The organism is Photobacterium sp. 270122K (genome assembly GCF_059941365.1).
In genome coordinates this window covers 288511-306740 of sequence record NZ_JBPOEN010000007.1, presented here as the reverse complement: position 1 = coordinate 306740, position 18230 = coordinate 288511, and the positions used below count along the sequence as shown (strand labels likewise).

The 18230-nt window shown below is 49.0% G+C and carries 14 protein-coding genes and 1 other RNA gene; 7 read left to right on the top strand and 8 right to left on the bottom strand.

The window, feature by feature from the left end; translation table 11 throughout:
* Nucleotides 1-257: 257 nt before the first annotated feature.
* Entirely contained in the window at nucleotides 258-662 is a 405-nt protein-coding gene (locus ACSF8W_RS14735) for a hypothetical protein (RefSeq protein WP_500848014.1), read from the top strand.
* Between the two features lie 140 nt (nucleotides 663-802).
* Here the strand turns inward: ACSF8W_RS14735 and ACSF8W_RS14730 are convergent, their stop codons facing one another.
* On the bottom strand, nucleotides 803-1453 hold the full coding sequence (locus ACSF8W_RS14730) for a DUF305 domain-containing protein (protein WP_500848013.1): 651 nt from the start codon (nucleotides 1451-1453) through the stop codon (nucleotides 803-805).
* Nucleotides 1454-1662: 209 nt separating this feature from the next.
* On the opposite strand from ACSF8W_RS14730, the gene ACSF8W_RS14725 reads away from it, so the two are divergent.
* The 3 genes from ACSF8W_RS14725 (at nucleotide 1663) to ACSF8W_RS14715 (ending at nucleotide 6521) form a co-directional block, all read left to right on the top strand.
* Nucleotides 1663-2799: an efflux RND transporter periplasmic adaptor subunit gene (locus tag ACSF8W_RS14725; RefSeq protein ID WP_500848012.1), complete on the top strand. Its 1137-nt coding sequence runs from the start codon at nucleotides 1663-1665 to the stop codon at nucleotides 2797-2799.
* Nucleotides 2800-2801: 2 nt separating this feature from the next.
* Nucleotides 2802-5951 (top strand): efflux RND transporter permease subunit, encoded by a 3150-nt coding sequence (locus tag ACSF8W_RS14720; protein WP_500848011.1) that lies wholly within the window; start codon nucleotides 2802-2804, stop codon nucleotides 5949-5951.
* Nucleotides 5952-6071: 120 nt separating this feature from the next.
* Nucleotides 6072-6521 carry a MarR family winged helix-turn-helix transcriptional regulator gene (locus tag ACSF8W_RS14715; protein ID WP_500848010.1) on the top strand — a complete coding sequence of 150 codons (450 nt, stop codon included), beginning with the start codon at nucleotides 6072-6074 and terminating at the stop codon, nucleotides 6519-6521.
* Between the two features lie 14 nt (nucleotides 6522-6535).
* On the opposite strand, the gene ACSF8W_RS14710 is transcribed toward ACSF8W_RS14715, so the two are convergent.
* The 4 genes from ACSF8W_RS14710 to ACSF8W_RS14695 all read right to left on the bottom strand — a co-directional run bounded on the left by ACSF8W_RS14710 (nucleotide 6536) and on the right by ACSF8W_RS14695 (nucleotide 11304).
* Nucleotides 6536-7096, bottom strand: a complete 561-nt coding sequence (locus ACSF8W_RS14710; RefSeq protein WP_500848009.1) for a DapH/DapD/GlmU-related protein — start codon at nucleotides 7094-7096, stop codon at nucleotides 6536-6538.
* Between the two features lie 356 nt (nucleotides 7097-7452).
* Nucleotides 7453-8442 (bottom strand): transposase, encoded by a 990-nt coding sequence (locus tag ACSF8W_RS14705; RefSeq protein ID WP_500848008.1) that lies wholly within the window; start codon nucleotides 8440-8442, stop codon nucleotides 7453-7455.
* A 254-nt stretch (nucleotides 8443-8696) separates the two neighbouring features.
* A complete protein-coding gene (locus ACSF8W_RS14700; protein ID WP_500848007.1) occupies nucleotides 8697-10238 on the bottom strand; it encodes a DHA2 family efflux MFS transporter permease subunit in 1542 nt (513 codons plus the stop codon).
* 1 nt (nucleotide 10239) lies between these two features.
* Nucleotides 10240-11304, bottom strand: a complete 1065-nt coding sequence (locus tag ACSF8W_RS14695; protein ID WP_500848006.1) for an HlyD family secretion protein — start codon at nucleotides 11302-11304, stop codon at nucleotides 10240-10242.
* Nucleotides 11305-11773: 469 nt separating this feature from the next.
* Between ACSF8W_RS14695 and ACSF8W_RS14690 the strand changes: the two genes are divergently transcribed.
* A complete protein-coding gene (locus ACSF8W_RS14690; protein WP_500848005.1) occupies nucleotides 11774-14236 on the top strand; it encodes a P-loop NTPase in 2463 nt (820 codons plus the stop codon).
* Nucleotides 14237-15142: 906 nt separating this feature from the next.
* Here ACSF8W_RS14690 and ffs read toward each other — a convergent pair.
* Both ffs and ACSF8W_RS14680 read right to left on the bottom strand, forming a co-directional pair.
* Nucleotides 15143-15239: signal recognition particle sRNA small type (ffs, locus tag ACSF8W_RS14685), an RNA gene on the bottom strand.
* Between the two features lie 206 nt (nucleotides 15240-15445).
* Nucleotides 15446-16180: a VP0952 family biofilm-associated protein gene (locus ACSF8W_RS14680; RefSeq protein ID WP_500848004.1), complete on the bottom strand. Its 735-nt coding sequence runs from the start codon at nucleotides 16178-16180 to the stop codon at nucleotides 15446-15448.
* Nucleotides 16181-16284: 104 nt separating this feature from the next.
* On the opposite strand from ACSF8W_RS14680, the gene ACSF8W_RS14675 reads away from it, so the two are divergent.
* A complete protein-coding gene (locus ACSF8W_RS14675) occupies nucleotides 16285-16590 on the top strand; it encodes an MGMT family protein (RefSeq protein WP_500848003.1) in 306 nt (101 codons plus the stop codon).
* Nucleotides 16591-16614: 24 nt separating this feature from the next.
* On the opposite strand, the gene ACSF8W_RS14670 is transcribed toward ACSF8W_RS14675, so the two are convergent.
* A complete protein-coding gene (locus ACSF8W_RS14670) occupies nucleotides 16615-17034 on the bottom strand; it encodes a YbaY family lipoprotein (RefSeq protein ID WP_428479085.1) in 420 nt (139 codons plus the stop codon).
* Nucleotides 17035-17248: 214 nt separating this feature from the next.
* Here ACSF8W_RS14670 and tesB point away from each other — a divergent pair, with 214 nt between their 5' ends.
* Entirely contained in the window at nucleotides 17249-18133 is an 885-nt protein-coding gene (gene tesB / locus ACSF8W_RS14665) for an acyl-CoA thioesterase II (protein WP_428479084.1), read from the top strand.
* Nucleotides 18134-18230: the final 97 nt, after the last annotated feature.

The following is an 18230-nucleotide window of genomic DNA, read 5'->3' as shown; positions in this document are numbered from 1 at the left end:
CGCTATTTGCGGCCTTTTCTATATCTCGTGAATCTTTATTCAAAGAAAGAAAAACAGCCCATTATAGGTGTGCGACACAAGTTATATATTTGCATTCAAACAATGCAAAAAACGGTGATACAACGGCGATAATGGATGTTGTAATCACAATACATTCCTATTACTGTAATTTTAATGCTTTCAGACCAATAAGAATAAACGTCTGAACTCACCTCATTGATATAGATAACAACACTGAAATATAAAGGGTGTATTCAATGTTCCCATTTAATCATCATAATAAACTGCAACCTGCGCTTGAATACTGCCAACAACATCACCGTGTTTTGGGATCCGGGCAAGCATTCAGTCCGAAACAGATCACCATGCTCACCCATACCCCTCTTTTTCATGAGGCAGAGTCTCAAACACACGCAATGGGGTTATCGAATTACGGCGGACTCGCGTGGTTTAGTGCGCGTTTTTTAGAAAATGCCTTGCGACAGCGCGAGGAAGGTGAAGCGATAACGGAAGATATTGACGTGTTATCAGAAAAAATGGCGTCAGTGGCCTTGTGTCTTGGCGACTGCATTCCCGCTTTAGACCTGACTACCGCCGATATCGATGCCATTTTACATGCCGGTGAAATAGCAATGACATGGCTCGATACCACAGCAAAATAACGCGGTGATAGCCGTTCCTGCACAGCGGTATAATCGCGTGCAGGAACGGACTTTGGTGCTCTTGCTTAAGTTCTTTGCTTAAGTTCTTTGCTTAAGTTCTTGCTTACGTGCTTACGAAAGCGCGTGTGAACCGCTTAGCCTTATGCGGCCTGCTTCGCCAACCACGCTTTCATAAACGCCACTTCCTGCTGCTGCGCTTTGATGATGCTCGCGGCATACGTTTTGATTTGCTGATCGTTAAGGTATGGCATCACCACGTCGGCCATCTTAATCGCGGCTTCATGGTGGGGGATCATCCCTGCCACAAAATCCACATCCGGGTTACCGGTTAGCTTCACGGTCATCATGCCGTGCATCACCGCCATCGACTGGCTCATCATGGCTTCAGAGGCCTTCATATCCACGTCTTTCGGGTTGATGGTGTTGTGCGCCGCCAACCACTGTTTCATGAAGATCACTTCTTCTTTCTGACTTTTGATGATGTTTTCTGCCAGTTGCTTGATTTGCGGATCGGTCAGCGACGGCAAGATCTTCTCACTCATCACAATCGCCCCTTCATGGTGAGGCAACATGCCCGCCACAAAGTCGTATGACGGCATGCCTGTCAGTTTTAGCGTATGCATGCCGTGCATCGCCGCCATCGAATCATTCATCATCGCTTGTGACACCGCGACATTGCTGTGCGCTGCATGCTGATCACTGTGTTGGCTGCCGTGTTGTGCGTCATGCGCAAAAACCGCAGAAGATGACACCAATACAGCAATAAGAAGGGATAGGCTGACTTTTTTCATTATAAGTATCTCATTATATCTGGATTGCCAGCACAATAAGGTATCCAGTAGGTGGAAGGTCAAGCGTGAAAATCTCAGGGCAAAGCGTTCGCTTTGTAAAGAAGTGTAAGGGTGTTGCATGTACAACACTCTTTGCAATTATTATAACGTCTAAGTATGGGTGACTTTTATTGGGTCATTTTGTTTTCGTTAGGAACGAGAGATTTTTCATGATACGTAGAACCACGCTATCTCTTTTGATTGCGTCGAGCCTCTTTTTGGCCGGCTGTGAGCAGAACGAACAGGGACAAGCCCCAAGTGGTCCCGCTCCGACGCAGGAAGTGACGGTAATGACCGTTGAACCGGTTCGTCAGACGCTAACGGTTGAGCTACCAGGCCGTAGCCGTGCTTACATGGAAGCCGAAGTGCGTCCACAGGTGACGGGCATTATTTCTGAGCGTAACTTTGTTGAAGGTGGCGTCGTCAAGAAAGGCCAATCCTTGTACCAAATTGATGACTCAACGATCCAAGCCGAGCTACTGAGCGCAGAAGCGGAATTGATCCGTGCGCAAGCGGCCGAAGAGTCTACCCGTTCAACCGTGAAACGTTTCCGTACGTTGATCTCGAAAAAGTCGATCAGCCAGCAAGATCTCGACAACGCCGAAGCGGCTTACAAAGAAGCCAAAGCACAAGTGCTTGTGGCCAAAGCGAAGATCAACACCGCAAAGATCAACTTAGCGTACGCTAAAGTGGAAGCGCCGATCAGCGGTGTGATCAGCAAGTCGAACGTGACCGCCGGTGCGTTGGTAACCGCCAACCAAGCCGCAACGCTGACGACGATTCAACAGCTTGATCCGATCAATGTCGATATCGTGCAATCCTCTGCACAATTGTTGCGTTTAAAAGCCGCGATGTCGCAAGGCCACCTGCAAAAAGACGAGTCAGCACAAGTGGTGTTAACCCTTGAAGACGGGTCTACGTACGCCCACAAAGGGGCGCTGAAGTTTACCGAAGTTAACGTCGATGAAAGCACCGGCAGCGTCACGCTACGTGCCGAGTTTGCTAACCCAGACAGCTTACTGCTACCGGGCATGTTCGTACGCGCAACCGTGACGGTCGGTGTGGATCCGCAAGCGATCCTGATCCCGCAAAACATCATTACCCGTGATGCCACAGGCAAAGCCACGGTCATGACCGTTGGCGCTGACAGCAAAGTGGCTGTTCGCCCTGTTACCACGGCAGAAGCGATCAACAACCAATGGCGTATTACCGATGGCCTGAAAGCCGGTGACCAAGTGATCACGACTGGCCTACAGAAGGTACGTCCGGGTAGCGCAGTGGCGATTCAACCAGGTGAGCAGGCATAATCATGGCACGATTTTTTATCGATCGTCCGGTGTTTGCTTGGGTACTGGCGATCTTAACCATGTTGGCGGGCGTCATGTCCCTGTTCAACTTGCCGGTATCGCAATACCCAACGATTTCACCGACCACGATCTCGATTAACGCCCGTTACCCGGGTGCATCGGCGAAAACCGTCGAAGACTCAGTAACGCAGGTTATTGAGCAAAACATGACGGGTCTGGACTACCTCCGCTACCTCAACTCAAGCAGTGATGCGTTTGGTAACGCCACCATCACCCTGACATTTGACAGCGAAGCGGATCCGGATATCGCACAGGTTCAGGTACAGAACAAACTGCAATTGGCGATGACGTCGCTGCCGATGGAAGTACAAAGCCAAGGTATCATCGTCAACAAAGCGAATAGCTCGTTCTTGATGGTGGTCGCGGTTTACTCGGAGAATCCAGAATTTACCGAAAATGACATCGGTGATTTCGTGGTGACCAACATTCAGGATCCGATCAGCCGTATCAGTGGCGTTGGTCAGGTGCAGGCGTTTGGTTCGCAGTACGCAATGCGTGTCTGGCTGGATCCGTTCAAGCTGACCCAGTTCAACCTGACCGCTCTGGATGTGGCGAACGCCATTCGTGAGCAGAACGCACAAGTGTCGTCAGGTCAACTCGGGGCTGCACCGGCGCAAAAAGGCCAGTTGCTGAACGCAACAATTTCGTCGGCTAGTCGCTTAACCAACGTGGCAGAGTTCAAAGACATCATTTTGAAATCGGAAGCGAACGGGTCGAACGTGTACCTGAGAGACGTGGCGCGTGTTGAACGCGGTGCAGAAAGCTACGATATCAATGGTCAGTATAACGGCTTCCCGGCTGCGGGCTTGGGTATCTCTCTGGGTACCGGCGCGAACGCACTGGAAACCGCCGAAGCGGTGAAAGAGCGCCTGACGCAGATCAGCGAAACCTTCCCTGACGGCGTGAAGATCGCCTACCCGTTTGAAACCACGCCGTTTGTTGAAGCGTCGATTACCGAAGTGGTCAAAACCCTGCTTGAAGCTGTGTTACTGGTCTTCATGATCATGTACCTGTTCTTGCAGAACTTCCGCGCCACGTTGATCCCAACGATTGCGGTACCGGTCGTCTTGCTGGGTACATTCGCGGTGCTATACGTGACGGGCTTTAGCGTTAACACCCTCACCATGTTTGCGATGGTACTGGCCATCGGTTTGCTGGTCGATGATGCCATCGTGGTGGTCGAGAACGTTGAACGTGTGATGCACGAAGACGGTTTAGAGCCCAAAGAAGCGACCAAGAAATCGATGGGCCAAATCACGGGTGCATTGATCGGTGTCGGCTTAACGCTGTCAGCGGTATTCGTACCGATGGCGTTCATGTCGGGCTCTACGGGTGTGATTTACCGTCAGTTCTCTATCACTATCGTTGCGGCAATGACGCTGTCGGTCTTGGTGGCGATCATCCTGACCCCTGCCCTGTGTGCGACCTTGCTGAAAAAGAGCGACGCCGAGTTTGGCGAGAAAACCGGCTTCTTTGGTTGGTTTAACCGCAAGTTCGATGACATGACCGCAGGCTACGAAGCCGGCGTGGCGAAAATGCTCAAGCGTACAGGCCGTATGCTTCTGCTCTTTATCGCCATGAGTGCCGGTACCGGTTGGCTGTTCATGAATCTGCCTACTTCGTTCCTACCGGATGAAGACCAAGGCACCGTGTTCGCGATGGCCATCTTGCCACCGACCTCGACCCAAGAGCAGACTGAAAAGACACTGGATAAAGTCCGCACCTATTTCTTGGAGCAAGAAAAAGACAACGTGGAATCCGTGTTCTCGGTCGCAGGCTTTAGCTTTGCGGGTCAAGGCCAAAACATGGGTATGGCGTTCATCGGTCTGAAAGATTGGTCTGAGCGTGAAGCACCGGGCTCTGACGCGGCGTCGCTAACAGGCCGTGCGATGGGTTACTTCTCTACCATTAAAGAAGCGATGGTGTTTGCGTTTGCACCACCCGCGATTCAAGAATTGGGGAACGCCGCAGGTTTCGACTTCTACTTGCAAGATTCGCTAGGCTTGGGTCATGACGCACTGGTTGCTGCGCAATACCAGATGTTAGGTATGGCAGCACAAAACCCGAAACTGGTGGGTGTGCGTCCAAATGGTCAGGCGGATGCGCCAATGTACCAAGTGAACATCGACCACAGCAAACTGCGTGCGTTGGGTGTCAGCATTAATGATGTTAACCAGATCCTGTCTTCGGCATGGGGTGGCGCGTACATTAACGATTACATCGATCGTGGCCGCGTGAAAAAAGTGTTGATGCAAAGTGATGCTGCACACCGTATGCAACCGGAAGACTTCGATTCGTGGTACGTGCGTAACGCGCAAGGCGAAATGGTGCCGTTCTCTGCCTTCGCCACGGGTGAGTGGAGCTACGGTTCACCGCTACTGCAGCGTTTCAACGGCATGCCTGCGATGAATATCCAAGGTGGTGCAGCACCGGGCGTGAGTACCGGTGAAGCGATGGCCGAGATCGAAGCCATGGTGAAGCAACTGCCAGCCGGCTTTACAGTGAACTGGAACGGTATTTCTTACGAGGAACGCCTGTCTGGTAACCAAGCGCCGATGCTGTATGCGTTGTCGATTTTGGTGGTCTTCTTGGTTCTGGCCGCCTTGTACGAGAGCTGGTCAGTCCCATTGGCGGTCGTGCTTGTGGTACCGTTGGGCGTACTGGGTGCGGTTCTCGCGGTCATGAGCCGTGGCATGGATAACGACGTGTTCTTCCAGGTAAGCCTGTTGACCACGGTCGGTCTTGCGACCAAGAACGCCATCCTTATCGTGGAATTCGCCAAAGAATACTACGAGAAAGGCGCGGGCTTGATTGAAGCGACCCTGCATGCGGTACGTGTGCGTCTGCGTCCTATCATCATGACCTCACTGGCGTTTGGTCTGGGTGTTGTGCCGCTGGCGATCAGTTCGGGCGTAGGCTCGGCGGGTCAGAACGCGGTAGGCACCGGTGTACTGGGCGGCATGGTGAGTGCGACCCTACTGGGTATCTTCTTCGTGCCGGTCTTCTTCGTGGTGGTAGAACGTTTGTTCGACCGTCATAACAAGAAAAACGCCCAAGCGAAAGCCGTCGCGTCGGCACCTGTCACCGAGTAAGGCTGCGTTATACGGCCTTTAGGTAACATGAAAAAGAGCGCTGCAACTTTCAGCGCTCTTTCTTTTTGTACCACTCCAGTCACCCACTCAAGCAACGATATTCACCCTAGGTAGGCCAAGATGAAAGAACAGAAAATTTCGCCCATTTCCGTGTTAGATCAAAGCCCCATGTATGTGTGCAGTGTGATGCAGCGCATGTACCGCAACCGTGCATCGGTTGAGCTGGCAGAGCCACACCAGATGACGTTAGAGATGGCGAGTGCCTTGGCGGCCTTAGAAGAGTTTCAACCTATGAGCCAGCAGGAATTGGCCGATGCGGTCATGACCGAGCGCAGCGTGGCCAAACGCATGGTTGATAATCTCGAAAAACGCGGCTTCGTGCAGGTATCAAAATGTGAAACCAACCATCGCCTCAAGATACTGACACTCACCTCGGACGGCGAAGTCGCACTGCAATTTGCCTGCCAGACGATGGATAACTTGCAGAATGATTTTTTTGCCAGCCTGTCAGAAGACGAGTCTCACGAATTTTCCCGCTTAGTGCGCAAGCTGACGCAGGCGAACCTCTGACAACAAGCGGCGTCTCACAACTCATTCGCAATACGGCGATAACCTTGCACCAAGGTATGGTTGGCTGAGACCACCGATTCAGAGAACGCCGAATACTCAGGCGGCACTTTAGAAATGCTGTTGAGATCAAACCCTGCACCAATATTGGTCATCGGTGGCACGTGAAACCCTTCGGGTAAGTCTAATCCATCCACCACGCAGTTATGGCGGATCACACACCCTTTGCCAATAACGGTGTTGAACACCACCGAGTTAAAGCCGATAAACACATCATCACTCACTTCACATGGACCGTGAATGATAGAACGGTGAGCGATCGAGCTGCGCTCACCAATAGTCACCGCCATGCCCGCTTTAGAGTGGATCACCACCCCATCTTGGATATTGGTGTCACGCTTGATCACAATGGCCTCCATGTCACCGTGCTCATTCACCTCATCAGCGCGGATCACCGCATACGGGCCAATAAACACATTATCTTCAATGATGACCTTGCCACAAATGATGGCCGTTGGATCAATAAACGCCGTCTCAGAGACCGCTGGCAGATGCCCGCTTGGGTTTCGTCTTATCATGTCACTTCTCTCTTTCCATGAATAAAATAGGCGGGTACCGCGCGATGCTGACCCGCTTGCCAACATAACCTTGTCCCCGCTCTACATCGACAAAATTAATGGGCAAAGTTAGTTTGCAGGATTGGTATTTAACTATGACAGCCATCTTTTAATCGTGACACCCATGATTAAAAAGGTTTAACTGCACCACTATGTTCAACCTGAATCTGTTCATTTACGCCCTTTCCCTCACACATATCCTACTCTCGGACGCTTTTCGCCGTATTTCCGTGCTAAACGCTGTTATTTGACAAATTGCAGGCATGACAAAACCTAGCTCAATGGCTAGTCGACAATAAAAGAATGTCTGTGATTTATCAGGCCGCGTGTAACAGCCGCCGGCTGGCACTGACGCCATGGGTACGCTGCTGACCAATATGCTGATGGTATGCGCGCAGCAAATGCTCTTTACCTATCGCGCCGGAAAAGTTTCGCTCTAACTGACTCGTTAATTCCAGCCAGTTCTCCTCTGTCAGCCCAAGGCGGGCTACAATATTCTGCGCAGTGGCAGATATATAGCCCTTCTTACCGTCACGCATTGCACGGCCCGTTTCATCGACCAACAACAAATAGTCCGTGAACACAAAAGGTAAGCCCTTGAGCATATTCACGCGCGGATTCCCGACAAATGGCAATAACGAGGTTGGCTGATAGCTGGACTTCGCGGCTTTAGCGCGCTTTTTGATACTGGTATAGGCCGAGGTTTCTGGCGTTGTCGCGATACCCGCACGAACAGGATTGAGATCCACATACGCCATGCAAGCCGCTAATGCCGCTTCATCAAGTAAGGCCTGAGATTTAAATCGCCCTTCCCAAAAACGCCCCGTGCAGCCGTCTTCCTCATTGGCCTTACGGGCAATGGGTTCGTTGAGCAAACGCATAAACCAACTGATATCATGCAGCCGTTTTCGCCACTCTTCAGCAATACGCGCTACCGCCTTTAATTGCGCTTTATCCATATGACTGCGTTGGTTTTCATCAAGCCACGTGTTTGATAAATAATTGCCTTTGCACACCTGATGCCAGCGGGTGATCACCGCTTCCTGCGACCAACCTTTCGCTTTTTCTTCATCCACATGCAACACCACATGGGTATGATTACTCATCACCGCATAGGCACAGATATCAATCGCAAACACCTTAGCAAGAAACAATAATCGGCGTTCAATCCAGCCACGGCGATGTTCATAACATTGCCCCGTAAGCGGATCTTTGCCGCACAGAAAGGTCCGTCTGACACAGCGCGATACGCAGTGATAGTACGGCGTGTCAGTTAAACTGACTTGTGTTTTCCTTGCCCTTGGCATGGCTGCCATCTCCCTGATTCATCCATGTAAAATGAAGCCTAGAACACAGGGCAAGAAAGTACAAAAGTGTGGGTGTCATGCTAAAGAGGAGGGCTAAAGAAACATGGGTGTCTCGATTAAGAGAGTAAGAGATAGAAGAAAAGACAACGCAGGGGCATGATGCCCCCACGGTTTGATTCAATGCCGGTTTTGGTGCTTGTTTTTTTGTGCTAAGTTTTGATGCTAGGTTTAGACGTTCGACTTACGTACTCGATTTAAGCACTCAATTTTGGCTTGGGTTTAAACAACGCCAGGAGCGGTATTAAACACAAATACGAGAAGAACAAGAAGCCGAAGGTATACACAAAGGCCGTCAAGGTCGATTGCTGATGCAGTAAGTTTTGGATCGGCGCTAAAAATGACGGATCCGTGATGGTCGTACCTTGAGCGTGCGCCGCTTGCTGCAACACCGGATTGGTCGGTGAAATTGCCCCGCCCAGTTCATGCCACTCGCGTTGTTGCGTGCGAGAGAAGTAGGTATTCACAATCGAAATACCGAACGAGCCCCCAATGGTGCGGCACAAATTGAAGATCACCGCCCCGCCGATGGTATCTTTCGGCGCTAATGTGGCGTAAGCCAACTGGCTTAACGGTGCAAACACCAACCCCATCCCCGCCCCTTGAATGATACTTGGCATCAACACCCAATAGGTATTGATGTCGAGCGAGTATTGCATCATCAAATAGGTGCCGATAGCGTTCAGCGACAAACCAATCACGATCAACACGCGCGCATCAATTCGGTCCATGTAACGGGCTAACGCGAGTAGCACAATGGCCGAGGTAAACCCGCGCGGTGCCATCATGAACCCCGTCAGTTCAACCGGATAATTGAGCAACTGCTCCAGCATCATGGGTTGTAGCTGAGTGATGCCAAACATCCCCATCGAGAATCCTGCCATCACGATACTCGACATCGCTAAGTTGCGATCGTGCAGCAGCCAGACCGGCGCGATATCGCCTTTGGTTTTGATCGACCGCCCCACAAAGAACAGGATCGCAATGCCACTGATGATGGCCGCTAACAGGATCTCATTGGATTGAAACCACGACTCCTCGTTGCCCCTATCCAGCACCATTTGCAGCAAGCCAATCCCGATACTCATGGCGATCACCAACGGCCAATCGAGCTTACTCTCGCCACGTCCATCCAGTTTGACGAAGAAATACAACAGCGCCAGACAGATCGCGCCAATAGGCATATTGACGTAGAAGATCCAACGCCAATCCATATTTTCCGTGATGATACCACCGAGCGTTGGTCCCAAGATCGGGCCCAGCAGTACGCCGACACTAAACAGTGCCATCGCCTTACCGCGCTGACTGGCCGGATAGATCTGCACCATGATCGACTGAGACAGCGGGATCACCGAGGCACCAAACGCCCCTTGCATGATCCGAAACGTCACCATTTCAGCAATGCCATCGGCTTGGCCACACAGCGCAGACGTAATGACAAAGCCGCTAACAGAGATCAATAACAGGCTGCGAATGCCAAATTTCAGCGCCAAAAAACTCGCCAGCGGAATGCATATCGCCTCGGCCATGGAATACGACGTTAACACCCAGGTGACTTGATCTGACGTCACCCCGAGCGCCCCCATCATGTGCGGTAGCGCAACGTTGGCGATGGTCATATCGAGCAGTACCATGATGGCAGACAGCATCACCGCAAGCGTGATTAACTTGCGGGCGCCCTCACTCAATACGTTGGCGTCATCCTCGTCGGACGCGTCCACTTTCGCTAACTCCGCCATATTACAGCTCTTGTTGGCTAGATTGTGGACTTTGGCTCGTTACCGTACCTGCCTCACTCTCGGTGTCGATGGTCACCGTCGCACTCGCACCAACACGCAGAGGAAAATCAGGATGCGCCGTTTCATCGGTCAGTTGAATCAATAGCGGGAAACGTTGTGGCACTTTCACCCAGTTACCCGTCGCGTTCTCAGGTGGCAAGAGTGAGAAAGACGACCCACTCGCCGGTGAAATGGATTTCACCATGCCGTGGTATTGCACATCAGGATACAGATCCAACGCAATGGTCGCTGGCATGCCTGTAGTAATGCGTTCAAGTTGGGTTTCTTTGTAGTTCGCTTGCACCCAGAAGGTATGGTCTGCAATGAGCGGAACCAAGGCTTGGCCAGGGGAAACGATGCTACCGGCATGCGCACTCAGGCGACCTAAGTGACCACTCACTGGCGCAAAGATGTTGGTATAAGACAATGATAAGGTCGCTTGGCTTAACGCAGCCGCGGCTTTTTTCACTTCCGGTGCCGCTGTGCCCTGTGCGCCCTGCGCTTTGATCAGCTGTGACATGTTGGCACGCGCAGCAATCACATTTTCTTCCGCGCTCGACAATTTGGCTTTGGCATCATCGCGTTGCTGGGCAGGCAATAACTGCTTATTCACCAGCGCATTAATGCGGTGATAAGTCGATTGCGCATCCGCCAGTACCGCAACGGCGCTGTTCACATTCGCACTGGCCGCAAGAATCGCATCATCGCTGGCGGCATTACTTTGAATCGCCATTTCGTACGCAGCACGCGCTTCATCTAACTGTGCTTGAAAGGGCGCAGGATCGATTTGGTACAGCAAGTCCCCTTGGTTCACGTCCTGATAATTGGACACGTCCACACTGAGCACTTTGCCGCTGACTTGGGGCGCAATGTAGATGATGTTCGCGTGGACATACGCATCATCGGTGCTTGGGTAGTTTTTTTGATGCTCAACATAGACGTAGCCCGCAGTGGCAAGAACCGCGGCGGCAATGACAGTCATGAAAAGATTACGAACAAAATGGGACGGTGCGGCTTTTTCACTCATTATAAGAAACCAACTTGATGTATCGCCGCTATCACGGGCGTTTGAGATTCACGCAGAAACATATCGTTACAATTTATCGGGCAAATAGTAGATCCAGCTCACACTACGAACAACGACTTAGCGTAAATGCCCAACGGCGCAACTGGTGCGTTTACTTTACACCTGTAATGTAAAAACCGTGTCTTGCCGAAAAACAGCGGTCAGCGGAGGGAGGTAAGAGTGATTTCAAGGAGAGATTGCGCATGATTTTACAGATAGCGGTGGCACAGAAGGCTTCCTGATACAGGACTGTAATAGGAAGCCTCAGCACTGGGTAAGAAAATAGAAATGAGAGGGTGTCTTGGTTATATGATCTCCACCGCCTAAGGCGGTGGTTTAGATATGACTACAAAAAAATGTTCTTTTTCATCAATATGGGATATATCATCGGAATAATATCTGTTGATTTATGGTGTAAAAAGGATATCTAGTGAATCTACATATTAAGAAAGCTCTTTTGAATGGAAGATTAGTGCTTTTGTTTGGTGCAGGAGCTTCAAGAGGCTCAATGAACTCTTTAAACAAAGACATCCCTCTTGGTTGGCAACTTGCAGAAATTCTGGCTGGAGAATGTGGTTTTCCTTACAACAATGAGTCTCTTGCTGATGTCTACGCAGCAGCAAGGGATATCCTAGGGGAACGCACGGACGAAATTTTTGAACAACAATTTAAGCACTGTACCCCTTCACCAGATTTAGTTGAATTAGCAAAATTTCCTTTTGTTCGAATCTACACTCTAAATATTGATGATACCTTTGATCGAGCTTTGTATTCGTCAGGTGTTAGAAAATTCGATATACGACAAAGACATGATAAAATTTCTGATCCAGATCAGTTTTTTGAGCGTCTAGACTTTATCAAGTTAAATGGTGACGTTCATCGCATAAAAGATGGTTTCGTATTTTCTCAACAAGAATACGCTGCGGGCTCGGCAACTCCTCCGCTTTGGTATGAAGAGTTAGCTCAAGATTATCTGAAATATACATTTATATTTATCGGTACAAAACTCAATGAACCTTTATTTAAGCATCAAGTCGAGAGGTATAAAGGTAAGACAAAAAGCGTTGAACAAAGAAGCTACATTCTTGTTCCAGAGTTGAGTCCTATTGAAGCCGCAAGTCTTAGAACTGCAAATATTGAACACTTACCAGCGACTCTAAGCGAATTTGTTTCATGGCTAAAACAAGAATTTGAAGTAATTCCAACGAATATAGATCTGCTAAAGAACTGTAGACCTCATCTTTCATTAGTTTCTTCAGATCATGGAGTTGATAACAGTATCTATGATGGTGTTACGCCAGTAACTCGTGCCACATTAAGTATCATAGAAGATCCCGAGAGAGACAGTCAGATTAAATCATTTTACAAAGGATATAAACCAAGTTGGCACGACATAATGAATGCCGTTCCGGCAAAGTTAAAAGCATTCTTTGACTTCTACAATGTACTCAGAAATGACGAGCTATGTCAGTTATATACTGTGGAAGGTCCAGCCGGTTCAGGTAAATCTACTTTGCTTAAACAACTTGCTTTGCAGTTATCGGAAGACACCCATAATAACGTTTATTTTTTAGAAGGTTACAATGGCGATCTTCGAATTCTTGTTGACGACTTAGATAGGAAACAACAAAAAAAACACTATGTATTTGTAGAGCGCTTAGGTGATCATGCAGAGGAAATAGGCAAAATTCTTGCTCAAGGTTCTTACAGTAAAATAATTTTTGTTGGTGCCGAGAACCAAAGTATTTACAAGTTTAGAGTTGAAGAGCATTTAAAGAGCTTTACTTCACATTCAATAACTCTAAACACAATTGATGATAGTGATGTTGACCCAATTTTATCCAAGCTTAAAGAGTTTGGTAATTGGACGCGCTTGGGAAAAATGACGCCTAAAAATCGTCGAATTGAGCTTATCAAAAAAGCTAAACGACAGCTGTTGATTGGTTTATTAGAAGTAACTTCCGGTGAGGGCTTTGATGAGATAATACAAAAAGATTATCTCAGTATCACAACAGAATCTCAAAGATATTTATTACTACTCGCTGGCTTATCAAACTCACAAGGCGTAAATCCTTCTGAGGCAACTCTTACTCGCGCACTAAGTAACCTTGGTGTTGAGCCGAATGTCTATGAGTTAGCAAGTCGAATGGAAGGCATTGTAAAATATCAAAATGGAACAATTCAAACAAGACATCGAGTTTACATAAATAGGCTTTTTGAGCGTTGTGTATCTAAAGATCAATTGTGTAGTGTGATCACTGCATACATAGAAGCATTTAGCGTTTACAACGTTCCAATCGTACCTAATATTGGCAATCAAGAAGCTAAGGTTTACAAACATTTGGTAAATGCCAAGACAGTTACGAAACTTTTAAGCAATGATGAAAAATTAGTTCTTTCTGTTTATAAACGTTTCGAAAAGATATTTGAGGCTGATGGTCTCTTTTTAATGCAATATGGACTTGCATTGCGTAGTTTTGGTAAAAACAAGCAAGCATATGAAAAACTGCGCACAGCATTTGATGCCTACAGTTCGCCACATGTAGAACATGCTCTGGCACAACAACGTATAATTTTGTCATGCGAAGAAGAAGATGAAACTGTAGCACAAGCATATTTTGATATGGCTAAAGAGACTCTATCACGCTTGGATAAATCAGATATTCGAGTTTATGACAGATATCCAATAATTGCACTTTCTGAGGGGCATGTTCAATTTTTAGATAACTTTGGTCATGTTACAGAAGGAAAAATAGTGGCGAAGATGTACTTCGACCAAATGGAAAAAAAGAAGGATTCATCACCAAGAATGCAGAAAGCTAAAGAAAAGATGATTAATTATTATTTGTACGGTAAATGGGTATATCAAGATGCTATACAAATAGATTGGTAATTTCTGTTATTTAAGAAGTATTCTGTGAAAAAACAGTAGGTCCATTTTAACCAACTCACGTTAATATATCCTAAACCTTCATGCCTGCAATACTAGCGGGCATGAACACATTTAACGCTTTATCTCACCACTCGCAATTCTATCAGCCACATATAATTGCGGATTGGCCGTACTGAACGCAGAGCTTACTACCACAGATGATGGCTTGCATCAATTGTTGCCACCTTACCTAAACCATTGTGCCATAAGCTTGATATACATATTAAAGTTCATCGCATAGACTTCGTCATTGCCACTTATGACTTTGAGTTATCCAGCGCGCTACTGTGAATATGATCCAAGGTTAATTTTTATTTATATTGCGCTTTACCCACTGGTTTTCATGACAAACTTTTAGCCCTTCAGATAATTTATTGTAGAGAAAACTCGCATTAACTGGATGTGAAGGAATAAAATCTCTAAATCACAATTGTATATTAACTAGTCAAGCCAGCCACCACAGTCAGCACCGTTAAGGCCTCTTTAACGACTACAAAACCCATTTCTTTTTTCCTATCCATTTTGTCCATAACCCAGATAAACGCCACCATCATTTCAGCATAACCGTAAAAATAATCGAACGATTTTGCGGGTAGATTGTTGGCGAACAGGGATGGGTTGCGACGACATGATCATCTATTCATGGAAGAAGAATAAAGTGTGACGGGTGGGTCAAAGCTGTAGTAGAAGCGAAGAAAGTACGAAAATCACAGTAACGAGGAATATAGAAAAACAAAGGTGTGTTGCGCTGATATATTGCACTATAGTGTTAGTGGGATGGTGGGATGAAATAACACGTGAACAGTGCTTTATAAACGCAAGGTGTTGATTTTAAAGGTATTCACCAAACGCCAGATGGGTGGAAGCCCCCACCAGCCACATCCCGGCACACACGTCACCTGCTGCGGTTGCTCCCTTCCGGGCCTGGCCGAGTTCACAGGTTAGTGTTGCGGGAGGACCAATGGGGGCCTCCATAGATTCTTTGTGTCTCTTGCGAGAACGGGGAGGATTATCTGCTATACCTGCGATGATTGCAAGGGCTGTAATGCCTTGTTGTAATCAAGTGCTGATTTATTGTGCACTCTTCCCTGCCGCACCGCGAAATGCGCCACTTTCACTGCCAATTCAACGCACTATTTGTCATCCCTCGTGCATTAACAAGGCCAGCGGTTAGACTTCTTCTTCCTGATCTTCAAGCAGGTATTCCCCCAGCAAAGCGCCACCTAACACCAGCAGCCACGCCACCAGCACAGGGTTCGGTACCTCAAACCACGGGATCAACACAATGGTGGCAAAGCCGATGGCGGGTAAAATCCAGCCCATGCGTGGCACCCACTCTTTCAGTTGGGTATTGCGCATTTCTTGCAGCGTGGCCAATAAACCGGTGATACACAAAGCGACCAACGCCGCATGTTCCATGCCCCCCACCCACAGCGGCACCACCAAACACACTGGCCACCACGTATTGCCATCCACCTTGCGCCAACTGCGCAGCGCCACCCATATCACCCCCACCGCAATAATCTGTACAATGGTGGCGGTTGGGGTACCGGCAAGCTTGCCTTCGCTTTGCAGCGCCATAAGGCCGACATCCATCGCCAACACCACAGACAGCAACAACGCCCCCAGTTGCCACGGGCTTTTGGGGCCAAAGCTGACAGAGAAGATGGGGATCATCATAAACAGGCTGATAGACAGCGCGAGGGACTGCTCCGGCAACACGATGCCGAACGCGCCTAAGCCGATCAGCAATAACCAAGCGGACACCCCGCCCTGCGGCAGCAGCCATAATGCGGGGATCGCCAACGCTAACGCCGGCAGTTCACCCTGGCTTTGTCCGAGCGCACTGATCCCAACAATGGTCAACCCAATACTGGCCATAAAAAGTAACGCGGCATACATCATAGCAGCACCTCCTTGCGTTATCTGATAGCGCAATAAAATCAAGGCATTATTATGCAGCTACCTTATTATGCAACTATCGCTCTATTTTTGTTCAGGTTATAAATATGGATGATTTCGCGAGTCAAATCTACACCCAAGTTCACCAAATTCCATTTGGTCAGGTGTCAACGTATGGGGATATTGCAAGGTTTGCAGGGTTTCCGGGCTATGCGCGCCAAGTGGGCCGCTTAATGGCGACATTGCCGGAAGGCTCGACATTACCGTGGCATCGGGTGATTAATGCCAAAGGGGAGATTTCCATGCAGGGAGAGGACTTACAACGCCAACGGCAGCAACTGCTGGCCGAAGGCGTTGTGGTGAGCGAGGCCGGAAAAATTCGGCTCGCTCAGTATCGCTGGAACGGCTTATAGCCGAATACAACGGGGCTTATCGCCTTATTGTACTTTCACCAAACGCAGATCTTTTTTCAGCGTTTTCGCTTCATCGGTGATCACGCGGTTCGCGGTGTCGGTGGTGAAAATCAGTTTGCCGTCCACTTCAATGCGTGCGCTCACGGCATAGGTGTGGTTCGGTTTGATTTCATCACGCATGAACGGCAACTGGTAGTCAAACGGCACTTGCTTGCCTTCGGTCAGGAACGCATGGCTGCTGATCACTTCGGCGGCGACATCCATTTTAGACACATCGGCCAATGTTACGGTCACACGGGCATTATCAGGCAATGCGATGCGCTCACGGTAGCTCACGGTGCCTGTAACGTGCTCTGCACCCGCGTCTTGCGGGGTGAGGTTTGTACACGCCGAGATCGCCAATGCCGCGGCCAATGCCGAAATCAAAGTGAAAAGCTTCTTCATGATGTCTCCTGTTGGGGCCTACGCTGCGTGATAAGCATGAATGGTAAGCACTTGAACTAAAAATAAAACTGGATAATGATACGGCGATTGCCTGCTGAGGTATTGAATGGCCAATGTCTGGGTGCCTGCCACTTGACCGAAAACGGTGCTTGCGCGACAGAAGCATCAGCGATACCTTCCTTGGCGCAATGATAACATTAATTATGGAGTCCCGATGAGCAAAGAACTGAATGAACTTCTCACTCTGCTACATCTTGAACAGCTTGAACAAGGATTGTTCCGCGGCCAAAGTGAGCATTTAGGCCTGCCACAAGTCTATGGGGGGCAGGTATTGGGCCAGTCGTTATCGGCGGCAAAAGAAACCGTTGACGCTGAACGCCAACTCCATTCTTTCCACAGTTATTTTCTGCGTGGGGGCGATCCGCTTAAACCGATTATCTATGATGTGGAAAACCTGCGTGATGGCGTGAGTTTCAGTACCCGTCGGGTGAAAGCGATTCAGTTTGGCCGTCCGATCTTCTACCTCACGGCGTCTTACCAAGTGGCGGAAGAAGGCTTCAATCACCAATCAACCATGCCACAGGTGCCGTCGTTCGAGCATCTGCCCTCTGAGCAGGATCTGGTCAAAAAAATTGCCCATTACCTGCCAAAAGTGGTGGCGGACACGTTCAGCCGCGATCGTCCGTTTGAAGTGCGTCCGGTGAATCCGATCAACCCGCTTGCACCACAACCGATGGAAGCCAAGCAGTACTTGTGGATCAAAGCCAATGGTGCGATGCCCGATGATCCGCGCATTCACCAATACCTACTGGCCTATGCGTCTGACTGGGGCTTTTTGACCACCGCGATGCAGCCACATGGGGTAAGCTTGCTGACGCCAAAAATGAAAGTGGCGACCATTGACCACGCGATGTGGTATCACCGTCCGTTCCGCATGGATGAGTGGTTGTTGTATGCGATTGATAGCCCGTCAGCCAGTGGCGCACGCGGCTTTGTCCGTGGTGAGATCTATAACCAGAACGGTGAGTTGGTCGCGTCCAGCACACAGGAAGGCCTGATCCGTAACACGGCAGTGCAGAGCGAGCCGAAAGCCGACTAACCCACTTTCTGATCCGCAATCAAACAAACGGCGCAAAAGCCTGAAGCTTTTGCGCCGTTTTTTATGGTGAAAGGTAAGTGTATCCAAGCGCGATAAC

Excerpts from the sequence above, each read along its gene's own strand:
- ACSF8W_RS14675 (WP_500848003.1), top strand. The coding sequence starts at position 16,285 with ATGGATGATTTCGCGAGTCAAATCTACACCCAAGTTCACCAAATTCCA.
- ACSF8W_RS14710 (WP_500848009.1), bottom strand. The coding sequence starts at position 7,096 with ATGATAAGACGAAACCCAAGCGGGCATCTGCCAGCGGTCTCTGAGACG.
- ACSF8W_RS14735 (WP_500848014.1), top strand. The coding sequence starts at position 258 with ATGTTCCCATTTAATCATCATAATAAACTGCAACCTGCGCTTGAATAC.
- ACSF8W_RS14680 (WP_500848004.1), bottom strand. The coding sequence starts at position 16,180 with ATGATGTATGCCGCGTTACTTTTTATGGCCAGTATTGGGTTGACCATT.
- ACSF8W_RS14705 (WP_500848008.1), bottom strand. The coding sequence starts at position 8,442 with ATGCCAAGGGCAAGGAAAACACAAGTCAGTTTAACTGACACGCCGTAC.
- ACSF8W_RS14670 (WP_428479085.1), bottom strand. The coding sequence starts at position 17,034 with ATGAAGAAGCTTTTCACTTTGATTTCGGCATTGGCCGCGGCATTGGCG.
- ACSF8W_RS14720 (WP_500848011.1), top strand. The coding sequence starts at position 2,802 with ATGGCACGATTTTTTATCGATCGTCCGGTGTTTGCTTGGGTACTGGCG.
- ACSF8W_RS14725 (WP_500848012.1), top strand. The coding sequence starts at position 1,663 with ATGATACGTAGAACCACGCTATCTCTTTTGATTGCGTCGAGCCTCTTT.
- ACSF8W_RS14715 (WP_500848010.1), top strand. The coding sequence starts at position 6,072 with ATGAAAGAACAGAAAATTTCGCCCATTTCCGTGTTAGATCAAAGCCCC.
- ACSF8W_RS14700 (WP_500848007.1), bottom strand. The coding sequence starts at position 10,238 with ATGGCGGAGTTAGCGAAAGTGGACGCGTCCGACGAGGATGACGCCAAC.
- tesB (WP_428479084.1), top strand. The coding sequence starts at position 17,249 with ATGAGCAAAGAACTGAATGAACTTCTCACTCTGCTACATCTTGAACAG.
- ACSF8W_RS14730 (WP_500848013.1), bottom strand. The coding sequence starts at position 1,453 with ATGAAAAAAGTCAGCCTATCCCTTCTTATTGCTGTATTGGTGTCATCT.
- ACSF8W_RS14695 (WP_500848006.1), bottom strand. The coding sequence starts at position 11,304 with ATGAGTGAAAAAGCCGCACCGTCCCATTTTGTTCGTAATCTTTTCATG.